We start from the raw sequence: 13,419 nt of genomic DNA, 5'->3' as shown, positions 1-13,419 counted from the left end.
TGCCTATAATTCAATAAGGCTCTAATCTTGAGTTAGAGGTGTGTTTTGTGCCCTTAAAAAAATCAAATCCTGACTTCATATTAATCATTGTTACTCTCACACTTTTATCGATTGGCTTAATTATGGTATATAGTGCCTCAGCAATTTGGGCTACCTACAAATTTGGAGATTCTTTCTATTTTGCGAAAAGGCAAGTACTGTTTGCAGGTGTTGGTGTTGCTGCCATGTTTTTTATTATGAATATCGACTACTGGACATGGAGAACATGGGCAAAAGTATTTGTAATTGTCTGCTTTGTTTTACTGGTTATGGTATTAATCCCCGGTATTGGGGTAGAGCGCAACGGATCACGTAGTTGGATTGGAGTAGGTGCCTTTTCGATTCAGCCATCCGAATTTATGAAGCTTGCGATGATCGCTTTTCTGGCAAAATACTTATCGGAAAGGCAAAAATATATTACGTCTTTTAAAAAGGGATTGGTTCCCTCTCTTTCTCTTGTATTTTTGGCCTTTGGTATGATTATGCTTCAGCCTGATTTAGGGACTGGAACAGTTATGATTGGGACATGTATCGTGATGATTTTCATTTCTGGAGCGAGAATTAGTCATTTTATCGGTTTGGGATTGCTAGGGGTTGCTGGCTTTGTAGCTCTGGTGCTGTCTGCCCCTTATCGGATGAAAAGAATCACTTCATTTTTGGATCCATGGGAAGATCCATTAGGAAGCGGATTTCAAATGATTCAATCGCTGCTCGCTATTGGTCCAGGTGGTCTTTTTGGCCTTGGTTTGGGTCAAAGCAGACAAAAATTTTTTTATTTGCCAGAACCACAAACAGATTTCATATTTGCTATTTTAGCAGAAGAGCTTGGCTTTATTGGCGGATCTTTTATTATCTTATTATTTTCCTTGCTTCTTTGGAGAGGAATTCGCATTGCTTTAGGAGCACCAGATTTATATGGAAGTTTTCTGGCAGTGGGAATTATTGCGATGATTGCAATTCAAGTTATGATAAATATTGGAGTGGTTACAGGATTAATGCCAGTGACAGGAATTACTCTCCCATTCTTAAGTTATGGTGGATCATCACTTACTCTAATGTTAATAGCAATTGGGGTTCTATTAAATATAAGCCGATATTCTCGATATTAATGTTGATAGAGGTAGCTCATAGTGCTGAATGCCTGAATTTGTGTAAACTTAGATATTGATTCAGGCGAATCAGCGCTTTTACAGGGCATCCTTTTTTTTGTTTAAAAGGAAATTATTTTGAGGGTTTCCCTTGTATCTTTCATTAAATTATTTTAGTATAATTTAATTTTGCTGGATAAATGATAAAAACTTTAATTATTGCAGAATTATTATTTTGTTACAATATAGTTAAAAAGGGTAATTCGTACAATGCCCTAGTTTCATTTATAAGATAAAATGTTATTATTGTACAGAAGTGACATTTATTTTCCATTATTACATGATTCCTTTTTGGGAAAGAAAGATCGCAGAATTATTTCGATACATAGCTGGGGTGAATGAGATGAAGATTGTGGTTAGCGGAGGAGGAACGGGTGGACATATCTACCCTGCACTTGCACTGATCAGAGAAATAAAAAAACAGCAAAAAGACTGTACTTTTCTTTATATTGGAACTCAACAAGGACTTGAAAGCAAACTGGTGCCTAGAGAAAATATACCATTTAAATCTATTCATATAACAGGCTTTAAAAGAAAGTTATCGTTTGAAAATATAAAAACAATCGTAAGATTCCTAAAAGGTGTACAGGAGAGTAAAAAAATACTCAAGGAATTCGGAGCAGATGTCGTCATTGGTACAGGAGGTTATGTATGTGGACCTGTTGTTTATGCCGCTGCAAAGCTAGGTATTCCAACAATCATTCATGAACAAAACAGCGTACCAGGATTAACGAATAAATTCTTGAGTAAATATGTCGATAAGATCGCAGTTTGCTTTGAAGAGGCGAAAAATTATTTTCCGAAACAAAAAACAATCCTAACGGGAAATCCGAGGGCATCAGAAGTTTTAAACCAGGATGGTGAAAAGGGTCTTCGATCTGTGGGACTTGATCCACATAGAGCAACTGTGTTAATCGTTGGAGGAAGCAGAGGGGCAAGGCCAATTAACGAAGCAGTACTAAAGGTAATGTCTGAGCTTGGTGAAAAGCCATATCAAGTATTATATGTAACGGGAGATGTGCATTATGAAAAGGTCTCAGAAGAGATCCGTTTAATAGGTAACCCGGCTAATGTTGTAATCAAACCGTTTGTGCATAATATGCCAGAAGTTTTGGCGGGCGTCGACTTGACAGTTGCGAGGGCAGGAGCCACTACATTGGCTGAGCTGACAGCCCTTGGAATACCTAGTATCTTAATTCCAAGCCCGTATGTTACAAACAATCATCAAGAAAAAAATGCACGTGCATTGGTCAGTCATGGAGCTGCTGAAATTCTTCTAGAAAAAGATCTATCTGGTAAAAGCTTAGTATCTATGATTGATTCGATCTTACTTGATAATGAAAAGCTGCACAGCATGAAAACAGCGGCAAAAAAACAAGGGATACAAGATGCAGCAGATAGGCTGTTCCATCTCATAAAGCAATTAACCAAAAAGAACTGATTTACATTTTTCACATAGTATGTCAGTAACCGATCTCTTGTGATGGATATGGAGGGTTATGTATGAAGGAAGTAATGAAAGAATTAATGGACTTGCAAGTAGGAAAAGTATTGGAACAAGAACCGCTTGCTAATCATACAACGATAAAAATTGGGGGACCGGCAGATTTATTTGTTGAGCCCTCTTCTATTGAAAACCTAGAAAAAACAATGAAGATTATTAGAAAGTATAATTTGAAATGGCGAGCAATAGGTAGAGGTTCCAATCTTCTTGTCTCAGATAAGGGAATTGAAGGAGTTGTCATCAAGCTTGGTGCCGGCATAGATCATTTAGAAATAGATGATGATGTGATAAAGGTTGGCGGAGGCTATTCATTAGTAAGCTTGGCAACACAAATTAGTAGAAAAGGATTGTCAGGTATGGAGTTTGCTGGAGGCATTCCTGGTTCGGTAGGTGGTGCGGTATATATGAACGCAGGTGCCCATGGCTCTGATATTTCAAAAATCCTTGTAAAAGCTCATATTCTGTTTGAAGACGGAACTTTTGAATGGCTTTCAAACGAAGAAATGGAATTCTCCTATCGCACTTCAGTGTTACAAAAAAAGCGGCCTGGTATTGTAATTGAAGCAGTCTTTAAGCTTGAGAAAGGAAATCGAGAGGAGATTGTTGCGAAAATCCAGGAAAATAAAAATTACCGTAAAGAAACACAGCCTTACAACTATCCTTGTGCAGGTAGTATTTTCCGAAATCCATTGCCACAATATGCTGGGAGATTAATTCAGGAAGCAGGCCTAAAAGGACATCGTATAGGCGGCGCCAAAATTTCTGAAATGCACGGGAATTTTATTGTCAATGCAGGGAATGCAACATCTGAAGACGTCCTTGCTTTAATTCAACATGTAAAAGATGTCATTTTAGAAAAGTATGGCGTCAAAATGGAGACAGAGGTTGAAATAATTGGAAGAAAATAAATGAAAATCTCTGTTACTTTTTAATTATACACATATTGATATTGTAACAATATGGTATAATAAAAGCCTAGAAATCACCATTTCATACATTGAATGTTCGTTTTTCATAAGATAAAAATCATTTTTTTGTGTTGTAGATAAAAAAATGTAACACCTATTCAGGCTCATTGAAAAACGCTTTTCATTGAGAAATTTGAGCGTTTTCTAGAGTCATTGAGGTTGGATGGACTAGCTTTAGTCATACTAGTCCATCCATAGCAAGTTTTGCAATAAAGGCAATTACAAGAACCTTATTTTTAGGACAAGCTTATTGTGCAGGGAAGTAAAGAGGTGACATGGTGGAGCAAAAAAAAGTTATATCGATTGAAGAGCGCATTCCAAAGCTCAAACAAATGAGGAAGAAAAAAACAAATAGACGACTGATTTTTTTACTGTCATTCTTTTTCCTATTACTCATCTGTGTTCTTTATTTTCTTTCTCCAATAAGTCACGTCCGAAGCATCTTAGTAAAAGGGAATAAATACATAACATCTGAAAAAGTTTTATCTTATGCACAAATAAAGAAAGATGAAAGTATTTGGAAAATTGACCGTGAAGAAATCATACGCACTCTAGAAAAACAACGTGAAATCCAAGATGCGAATGTTTCGGTGCGGTTTCCTAATAAGGTGATCATCACCATTAAAGAATATGATAGGATTGCCTATTTATCTAAGGAATCGAAATTCTTCCCTATTTTATCCAACAGTGAAATACTACCTCCATTAAAGGACGGTGAAATTCCTGTAAACGCACCGGTTCTATTCGGTTTTTCAAAAGGGCCTGCCTTGAAACAATTAATTGAAGAACTTGAACAACTTCCTGCAGAGATAAACAATTCCATTTCAGAAGTACATCATAAACCTAAAACAACGGATCCCTATCATGTCCAAATTTTTATGAATGATGGCTTTGAAGTGAGTGCTTCTTCTAGAACATTATCTCAAAAGCTGATCCATTATCCTTCTATCGTCAGTCAACTTGACCCGAAAATAAAAGGAGTTATTGACCTAGAAGTAGGATCATATTTCAGAGCATACGACACAGAGGAGCAAAAGACAGAAGAGAAAGGGAGAAAAGATACAGATCATGAAAGTGATGGGTAAACATGTCGTCCTTTCTCTAGTTTTGCTCGTATTAGGTTTTATGATTGCTTTTTCTTATAACATTACGAACAACGAAAGTACTGCTGATATTAATAAAAATAGCTGGGAAAAAGAATATCAGCTTAGAAAACAGTTGATTGAGCAAGAAGAAAAGAACAGAAAACTCCAACAGGAAATTCTTGAAAAGCAGGAAAAGATTACAAACATTGAGAAAGAACTAGCACAAGAAGAACAAGTTTTTTTTAATCTCGTTGAAGATACAGAAAAATACAGATTATTTCTCGGGAAAGTAAAGGTGAAAGGAAAAGGGGTAGAGGTGACACTGGCAGATGGAGAATATGACGCCGCAGAAGAAAATGTGAACAATTATATCGTTCATGAACACCATATTTTTAAAGTAATCAACGAGCTTTATATTTCAGGAGCTACTGCCATTGCGATCAATGGCCAGCGACTTAAGCACAACTCTTATATCGTTTGTAACGGTCCTGTCATTAATGTAGACGGTAATCAACAGCCAGCTCCTTTTGTCATAACTGCTATAGGCGATCCGAATGTACTCGAATCAGCCCTTAATATCACAGGTGGAGTAAAGGACCAGCTTGTGAATGAAAATATCCTATTTACCTTAGAAAAAAAGGATGAAATTATTTTAGATCCAATATTGGGTAGTTAAAAATTAATAGGGTTTTAGAAAGATTGGTGTAATGTAGTGACAAAAAGGAACAGGCTTGAGTTTACGGTTGTGACAATCATTATTGGATTTATGATTGCCATACAATTTCAGAGTATAAATGAACCAAAAATTCGAGATACGAGAGATGTTTGGGAGCTAAGAGCGGATTTACTGAAAGAGCAAAAGCTACAAGCCAATTTAATAAAAGAAGCAAGGAACCTTGATCAAAAGCTAGCAAGCTATGAAACGGAAAAAAAGCAAAGCAAGGAACAAGTACTTCGGCAGACTTTACATGAACTAAAAAAAGAGGCAGGACTTATAGCCATTAAAGGACCAGGTGTTATTGTTAAGATTGAGCCTCTCGAAGAAGAATTGATAAGGCAAGAGGTTGACTCAGAGATATCTCCAGAGCTATTAAAAAGATTGTTGAATGAATTGAATATGTACGGGGCACTTCATGTCTCGATAAATGGACAAAGAATGATTCATACAACCGTAATAAGAGATATAAACGGTATCACTAAAATGGATGGTTTCCCATTAACACAATTTCCGATAGAAATTAAGGTAATTGCGGAAGATGCCAACAAATTACGTGATCGATTAAAAGCTTCCCAGATCATTGAAGATTTTTTTATCGAAAATTTAAAGGTTCATGTATCGGTTGTAAGTCAAGAAATTACATTAGAGCCATATGGAAGTGTCATTCGAATAAAACATTTGGAGCCTATTGATGGAGAGAACGGAGGGGATTTATAAATGTGGCTTCCGTTTTTCGGACTCATGGTAGGAATTGTCCTCGGTTTGTTGACCGATTTGAAAATTCCCTCTGAATATTCTAATTACTTATCCATTGCTGTATTAGCTGCTCTGGATACGTTATTTGGTGGGATCAGGGCCCATTTGCAAAATTTATATGATGAAAAGGTATTTGTATCTGGATTCTTTTTTAACATCATTTTAGCAGCAAGTTTAGCTTTTCTAGGTGTGCATCTTGGTGTAGACTTGTATTTAGCAGCGGTATTTGCTTTTGGAGTAAGATTGTTCCAAAATATAGCCGTCATTAGAAGAATTTTATTGATAAAATGGTCTGATTCGAAGAAATCTGTCTAATTCTAGTAAAATATGTTAGGATCGCTGCATTTCGAAAAATAGCATAATAAGAAAATTCCTTTGTTTTTTAAAAAAATTCCCGTAATTTTAAAGGGGAAAAAAAAGCCTGTGACGAATAGAGTTTCTATAGTATTTTGTGAACAAATATACTATTCTATAAAAAAAGAATTATTTTAATAATTATATTGTTGTTCTTACATATTATTTATTTTTTGAGGAGGTGCCATGGGATGAACAGCAATGAAATCTACGTAAGTCTTGACATCGGTACATCCAGTGTAAAGGTAATTATTGGGGAAATGGTCAATGATTCCCTGAACATTCTTGGCGTCGGGAATGTAAAATCAGAAGGCTTAAGAAAAGGATCTATCGTTGACATAGACGAAACCGTACACTCAATCCAGAAAGCTGTAGAGCAGGCCGAAAGAATGATTGGCATGGAAATTAAACGGGTTGTGGTGGGGATCAGTGGGAATCATATCATGCTTCAACCCTGTCATGGAGTTGTTGCGGTTTCAAGTGAAAATAAAGAAATAACAGAACAGGATGTTGCTAGAGTCCGGGAAGCTGCAGAATTAATGACCATTCCGTCCGACCGAGAAATTATTGATGTCATACCGATCCATTATAAAGTGGATGAGCTTGATGAAATCAATGATCCACGTGGAATGATTGGCGTCCGATTAGAGATGAAAGGGATTTTGATCACTGGATTAAAAACAATGTTACATAACACACTTCGATGTGTAGAACGGGCTGGACTTGAGATTTCAGAAATTGCGCTACAGCCAATGGCAGCCGGCTCCCTAGTCTTATCAAAAGATGAAAAAGAACTAGGTGTAGCTCTTGTTGATATTGGCGGGGGCTCGACAACAGTTGCTCTATTTGAAGGCGGACATATGAAATTTTCAAGCGTCATTCCAATTGGAGGAGAAACCATTACAAAAGATCTTTCGATTGTTCTGCGTACTACCATGGAAGATGCGGAACGGATCAAAATAAAACACGGACATGCCTTCTATGACGAAGCTTCGGAAGATGAAGTGTTCAATATTCCGATTATTGGTAGTGATCAAATGCAGTCCTGCAATCAGTTGATGATTGCTGAAATAATTGAAGCTCGTTTAACTGAAGTCTTCGAGATGATTCAAGATGAAATTAAACGACATGGTTACCAGGATGTTCCAGGTGGTTTTGTTCTAACCGGAGGAGTTGTTAAAATGCCGGGTGTTCTAGAACTATCACAATGTATTTTCCAAAATCGGGTTCGGACAGCTGAGCCAAATTATATCGGAGTAAGAGAGCCGCAATATACTACAGCTGTCGGATTAATAAAACACGCTTGTAAAAAAGCACGTTTTCAAGGAAGTTCACTTAACAATTCTCCTGTAGCTGTATCCGTTTCTGAAAAACCTGAAAAGAAAAGCATGAAGCCACATGAACAGTCACAAAGCAGGGAAAGAGTTGAGAAAAAACCGGGTGAAAAAGGGAAATTCAAAAAAATACTCGGGTATTTCTTTGAATAAACAGCCTAATTGGGATTATGTGAAACTAGGAGGATTATCATGTTAGAGTTCGATTCTAATTTAGATCAATTGGCAACTATTAAAGTAATTGGTGTTGGTGGCGGTGGAAATAATGCCGTAAACCGAATGATTGAGCATGGAGTTCAAGGTGTTGAATTTATTGCTGTTAATACAGATGCACAGGCTCTAAATTTGTCAAAAGCTGAAGTAAAGATGCAAATCGGCGGAAAACTGACAAGAGGTTTAGGAGCTGGTGCGAATCCTGAGGTTGGAAAAAAAGCTGCCGAAGAAAGTAAGGAACAAATCGAAGAAGCACTAAGAGGTGCAGACATGGTATTTGTTACTGCCGGAATGGGTGGTGGAACAGGTACAGGTGCTGCCCCTGTTATAGCGCAAATTGCAAGAGATCTTGGTGCACTTACTGTTGGCGTGGTTACGCGTCCGTTTACATTTGAGGGTCGTAAGCGTGCAACCCAAGCTCAAAACGGAATTTCAGCCATGAAAGAGGCAGTTGACACGTTAATCGTTATTCCTAATGATAGATTGCTAGAAATAGTAGATAAAAACACACCAATGCTTGAAGCATTCCGTGAAGCGGATAATGTATTACGTCAAGGTGTTCAAGGTATTTCAGATTTAATCGCAGTACCTGGATTAATCAATTTGGATTTTGCAGATGTCAAAACCATTATGTCTAACAAAGGATCTGCTTTAATGGGAATTGGTGTTTCTTCAGGTGAAAACCGTGCAGCTGAGGCTGCCAAAAAAGCGATTTCCAGTCCATTGCTCGAAACTTCAATCGATGGTGCTCAAGGCGTATTAATGAACATTACTGGAGGAACAAACTTAAGCTTGTTTGAGGTACAAGAAGCGGCAGATATCGTAGCTTCTGCTTCAGATCAAGATGTAAATATGATATTCGGATCGGTTATTAACGAAAGTCTTAAGGACGAAATTATCGTTACGGTTATTGCTACTGGCTTCAATGAAGCTGAAATTCAACCTCGTCAAACACGACCGACTTTTGGTCAACAAAGGCCAGTTCAGTCCGTAAGTTCCGTAAAACGTGAAGTGAGAAGAGAAGAGCCTGTAGAGTCTACTAGAGCTACAAGCTTAGCAGATGATACTCTAGATATTCCGACATTCCTTCGTAACAGAAATAGAAGAAGATAAAATTTTCACCAAAAATCTCAGGAGTAGAGCTCTTGAGATTTTTTTTTCCATAAAATAATTAAAAGAGACTATTTTTATACAAAAATTTACAGTAACGAGTAAGTTTTACATAAAATTTTCTAAATCTTCATATAAAGGTATGTAGACTTCGTTCGACAAAATCACTAAAAAAATCTCTTTTTTGCCATACAAATAGTGACACCTTTTTATCGTGAAGGTAATGTATACTTTCAATAAAGTGAATAAGTAAAGAATCATTCCATAAGGGAGGACAATAGGTTGTATGTAGATTTGATTTGGCTATTAAATTGGCTATTTGATTGTCTGCTCCTTTATTGGACATCTGTTCTAATGAAAATTAGGCCCAAGCTACACAAATTGATCCTTGGTGGTTTGGTTGGTTCCATTATCATCATATTGTCGTTCAGTTCTTTTTATGCAGTAGCTAATAATGTTTTGATCAAAGTTTTATTTTCTGCAGCCATGATCTGGATTGTATTCGGATATACACGTATGAGTACATACATGAAAACCCTAATGCTTTTTTATTTTGTCACCTTTTTATCAGGTGGCATCTTACTAGGTGTTCATTTTTTATTTCAAAGTGAAATTTCATTGAATTCTAATTTGTTTTATGGTTTGAAAACTTATGGGGATCCGATCAGCTGGTTATTTGTGATCATCGGATTTCCGATTGGATGGCATTTTTCCAAGAGGAATTTTCAAAATATTGAAATGACAAATATCTCCTTTGACCAGCTTGTCAAAGTGAGGGTAAAGATAAAAGATTTTGAAATCGAATGCAAAGGACTTGTGGATAGCGGCAACCAATTATACGAGCCGTTTACCCGCACACCAGTAATGGTCCTGTCTGCAAGTAACATCATTCATTTTCCTGAGGATATAAAAAAGGTAGTGGTAAACAAAGAGACCTGGCTGAAGACGGGGGAAATTATTGAATCTCAATGGTCAGACAGAATGCGAATCGTGCCATACAAAGTTGTTGGGCATGACCAAGAGATGCTGCTTGCATTCAGACCTGACTACGTAATCATTACAACTGAAAATAAACAAATTACTGTTAAGAAAGTTTTAGTTTCCATAACCTTGCAGCAATTGTCGGCAGATCATCATTATGAAGCTCTTATTCATCCGCAAATGCTTACAGCCATTCCTAATTCGAATGCATCTTAATCGCTGTACATTGCAAGCTTTTAATAAACTATACTCATTTTTCACAGAATTAGAAGGAGGAATATACATGAAAAAAATTATTTTCAAGATAACATTTTATTGGAATAAGTTACTTATTAAGTTGGGTTTAAAGGCTGATGAGGTTTTCTATATAGGTGGAAGTGAAGCATTACCACCTCCATTAAGTAAAGAAGAAGAAGAAATCTTAATTAATAAGCTACCTAGTGGAGATGAAACTGCTAGAACCATGTTAATTGAGCGTAATCTTAGGCTCGTCGTATATATTGCACGTAAATTCGAAAATACAGGTATTAATATTGAAGATTTAATTAGCATTGGAACTATTGGACTTATTAAAGCAGTTAATACATTTAATCCTGAAAAAAAAATTAAGCTTGCTACATACGCCTCTAGATGCATAGAAAACGAAATACTAATGTATTTAAGAAGAAATAATAAAATTCGTTCTGAAGTGTCTTTTGATGAACCGTTAAATATTGATTGGGATGGAAATGAGCTGCTTCTATCAGATGTGTTGGGAACAGAAGATGATATTATTACGAAAGACTTGGAAGCAAATGTTGATAAAAAGCTCTTAACAAAAGCTTTACACCAGCTCTCAGTTCGTGAAAAGCAAATCATGGAGCTACGGTTTGGTTTACTTGGAGGAGAAGAAAAAACACAAAAGGATGTTGCAGATATGCTAGGAATTTCGCAATCCTACATTTCACGATTAGAAAAAAGAATCATTAAGCGTCTAAGGAAAGAGTTTAATAAAATGGTGTAAAAAATTTTTGCTGAAAAATGATTGTAACATCGCTATTTTGCGATTCATTCTGTTTATATGCCATGGAAGGATGTGCATATTTTTCCCTCCTGCGGAGATACTGTATTTTGTACAGCAGCCCTGCAAGGAGGGAAAAATTTTGTCTCGAAATAAAGTAGAAATCTGCGGTGTGGATACATCAAAATTACCGGTATTAAAAAATGAGGAAATGAGATTATTATTTACAGAAATGCAAAATGGAGAAATCTCAGCCCGCGAAAAGCTGGTAAATGGAAATTTGAGACTTGTATTAAGCGTCATCCAACGTTTTAACAACAGGGGAGAATTTGTGGATGACCTGTTTCAGGTTGGCTGTATCGGTCTTATGAAATCAATAGATAATTTTGATCTAAGTCAAAATGTGAAATTCTCAACGTATGCTGTACCTATGATCATTGGTGAAATTAGAAGATATTTACGGGATAACAATCCAATTCGGGTTTCTAGGTCTTTACGTGATATTGCTTACAAAGCGCTACAGGTTAAAGAAAAGCTGATGAGTGAAACTTCACGTGAGCCAACAGCAGAAGAAATCGCAAAAGTGCTCGAAGTCTCACATGAGGAAATCGTGTTTGCACTTGATGCAATACAGGATCCAGTCTCACTATTCGAACCCATATATAATGATGGGGGAGACCCGATCTATGTAATGGATCAACTGAGCGATGAAAAGAATAAAGATACACACTGGATAGATGAAATTGCTCTAAAAGAGGGCATGCGAAGATTAAATGAAAGAGAAAAACTCATTATTAGGAAAAGATTCTTCCAAGGTAAGACACAAATGGAAGTAGCTGATGAGATCGGAATATCCCAAGCGCAAGTGTCTAGACTCGAAAAAGCCGCAATCAAACAAATGAATAAGAATATTCAACATTAACAGACCGCTTATATGCGGTTCTTTTAATTTGCACATTTTCTAAACTCTAATTTAGCAAAATATATCATGAAATAAGCGGCCCATTTCTTCATATATTGAGAAAAAGAAGAAGAAGGAGTGCTGGCGATGGCTAAAATCTCTGAGTTTCAAGTAAAGGACATCATCAACATGGCGGATGGAAAAAAGCTCGGGAATATTTCTGATTTAGAGATAAACGTGCAAACAGGAAAAATAGAGGCTATTATTGTTTCTAGTAGTGGAAAACTATTGGGTCTCTTCAATAAAGAGGACCTTATTACAATACCATGGAAAAAAATAAAGAAAATTGGAGCTGATGTCATTTTAGTAGAGTATAGTAGTGGGGATCAATCTTTTTTGGAAGATAAGCTTGTGGATCGGTAAACATGTGTGTCAATGCTGAATGTGTGATACACTAATGAAAAAAAAATAAAAAAAGGGACATGTGTATGGCTGAAATGTTTATACAGACAGATGAAAAGCTATTATTGATTGAAGAATGGTCGAAAGAAAATCCAAACCTTGTTGCTGGCTTTACAACGAAAAGAGGTGGAGTAAGTCAAAAACCATATCAATCATTGAATACCGGTTTTCATGTTGGAGATGAGAAAGATGACGTAATCGAAAACAGGAAACGAATAGCAAAAGAACTTCGCTTCCATTCAAACTCCTGGGTAGGCTGTGAGCAGACTCATGATATCCAAATTAAAAAAATTGATTCTACACAAAAGGGATTAGGAGCATTGGATTATGAAACTGCCTTAAAAGGTGTGGATGGCCTTTATACAACAGAAAAAGGGATTTTACTAACACTTTGCTTTGCAGACTGTGTGCCACTTTATTTTTACCATCCTAAAAGCAAATTAATCGGAATCGCACATGCCGGATGGAAGGGTACTGTAAATGGAATTGCACAAAAAATGATCCACAAATGGGAGGAGGAAGGAGTCCCTCCAGAAGAGGTGCAAACGATCATTGGTCCCTCCATTTGTGGAAATTGTTATATTGTAGACAATAAAGTGATTAACTTGGTGCAAAATAGAGTGGAAGAAAATGAAGAAAAACCCTATAATTTAGTTAGTGAAGGACAATACAAGCTCGACTTAAAGCTATTGAACGCCCAAATTTTAAAAAAAGCTGGAGTCAGGCATGTGAGTGTCACCAGCCTTTGCACAAGCTGTGACCATGATTTGTTTTTTTCCCACCGCAGGGATAAAGGAACAACTGGTCGGCTTATGAGCTTTATCGGCTGGAAGGAGGATTAACAAA

Annotated in this window: 14 protein-coding genes; all 14 read left to right on the top strand. The window is 36.7% G+C overall.

Annotation, left to right across the window (positions count from 1 at the left end; genetic code table 11):
* Nucleotides 1–47 precede the first annotated feature (47 nt).
* Nucleotides 48–1,148: a stage V sporulation protein E gene (gene spoVE, locus GD441_RS04680; RefSeq protein WP_153124223.1), complete on the top strand. Its 1,101-nt coding sequence runs from the start codon at nt 48–50 to the stop codon at nt 1,146–1,148.
* Nucleotides 1,149–1,530: 382 nt separating this feature from the next.
* Complete coding sequence (gene murG / locus GD441_RS04675; RefSeq protein ID WP_153124221.1) at nt 1,531–2,628, top strand: undecaprenyldiphospho-muramoylpentapeptide beta-N-acetylglucosaminyltransferase; 1,098 nt, start codon at nt 1,531–1,533, stop codon at nt 2,626–2,628.
* A gap of 62 nt (nt 2,629–2,690) precedes the next feature.
* A complete protein-coding gene (murB, locus tag GD441_RS04670; protein WP_153124219.1) occupies nt 2,691–3,599 on the top strand; it encodes a UDP-N-acetylmuramate dehydrogenase in 909 nt (302 codons plus the stop codon).
* A gap of 338 nt (nt 3,600–3,937) precedes the next feature.
* Nucleotides 3,938–4,744 carry a cell division protein FtsQ/DivIB gene (locus tag GD441_RS04665; protein WP_153124217.1) on the top strand — a complete coding sequence of 269 codons (807 nt, stop codon included), beginning with the start codon at nt 3,938–3,940 and terminating at the stop codon, nt 4,742–4,744.
* Nucleotides 4,728–5,420, top strand: coding sequence for a DUF881 domain-containing protein (locus GD441_RS04660; protein WP_153124215.1), 693 nt, complete (start codon nt 4,728–4,730; stop codon nt 5,418–5,420). The genes GD441_RS04665 and GD441_RS04660 overlap by 17 nt, the downstream gene beginning before the upstream one ends.
* Nucleotides 5,421–5,456: 36 nt before the next feature.
* On the top strand, nt 5,457–6,179 hold the full coding sequence (locus GD441_RS04655) for a DUF881 domain-containing protein (RefSeq protein WP_225434129.1): 723 nt from the start codon (nt 5,457–5,459) through the stop codon (nt 6,177–6,179).
* Nucleotides 6,180–6,533, top strand: coding sequence for a small basic family protein (locus tag GD441_RS04650; protein WP_153124214.1), 354 nt, complete (start codon nt 6,180–6,182; stop codon nt 6,531–6,533).
* A 230-nt stretch (nt 6,534–6,763) separates the two neighbouring features.
* Nucleotides 6,764–8,059, top strand: a complete 1,296-nt coding sequence (gene ftsA / locus GD441_RS04645; RefSeq protein ID WP_153124212.1) for a cell division protein FtsA — start codon at nt 6,764–6,766, stop codon at nt 8,057–8,059.
* A 39-nt stretch (nt 8,060–8,098) separates the two neighbouring features.
* On the top strand, nt 8,099–9,232 hold the full coding sequence (ftsZ, locus tag GD441_RS04640; RefSeq protein WP_153124210.1) for a cell division protein FtsZ: 1,134 nt from the start codon (nt 8,099–8,101) through the stop codon (nt 9,230–9,232).
* A 279-nt stretch (nt 9,233–9,511) separates the two neighbouring features.
* Nucleotides 9,512–10,426: a sigma-E processing peptidase SpoIIGA gene (gene spoIIGA, locus GD441_RS04635; protein WP_191992094.1), complete on the top strand. Its 915-nt coding sequence runs from the start codon at nt 9,512–9,514 to the stop codon at nt 10,424–10,426.
* 67 nt (nt 10,427–10,493) lie between these two features.
* Nucleotides 10,494–11,213 (top strand): RNA polymerase sporulation sigma factor SigE, encoded by a 720-nt coding sequence (gene sigE, locus GD441_RS04630; RefSeq protein ID WP_153124206.1) that lies wholly within the window; start codon nt 10,494–10,496, stop codon nt 11,211–11,213.
* Between the two features lie 70 nt (nt 11,214–11,283).
* Nucleotides 11,284–12,132 carry an RNA polymerase sporulation sigma factor SigG gene (gene sigG, locus GD441_RS04625; protein WP_374721944.1) on the top strand — a complete coding sequence of 283 codons (849 nt, stop codon included), beginning with the start codon at nt 11,284–11,286 and terminating at the stop codon, nt 12,130–12,132.
* A 126-nt stretch (nt 12,133–12,258) separates the two neighbouring features.
* Nucleotides 12,259–12,534 (top strand): YlmC/YmxH family sporulation protein, encoded by a 276-nt coding sequence (locus GD441_RS04620; RefSeq protein ID WP_153124202.1) that lies wholly within the window; start codon nt 12,259–12,261, stop codon nt 12,532–12,534.
* Between the two features lie 65 nt (nt 12,535–12,599).
* Complete coding sequence (pgeF, locus tag GD441_RS04615) at nt 12,600–13,415, top strand: peptidoglycan editing factor PgeF (protein ID WP_153124200.1); 816 nt, start codon at nt 12,600–12,602, stop codon at nt 13,413–13,415.
* The last annotated feature ends 4 nt before the right edge of the window (nt 13,416–13,419 follow it).

Origin of the sequence: Peribacillus tepidiphilus, assembly GCF_009466385.1 — a bacterium.
Lineage (GTDB): Bacteria > Bacillota > Bacilli > Bacillales > DSM-1321 > Bacillus_BN > Bacillus_BN tepidiphilus.
This window is presented reverse-complemented; position numbering and strand designations above follow the sequence as displayed.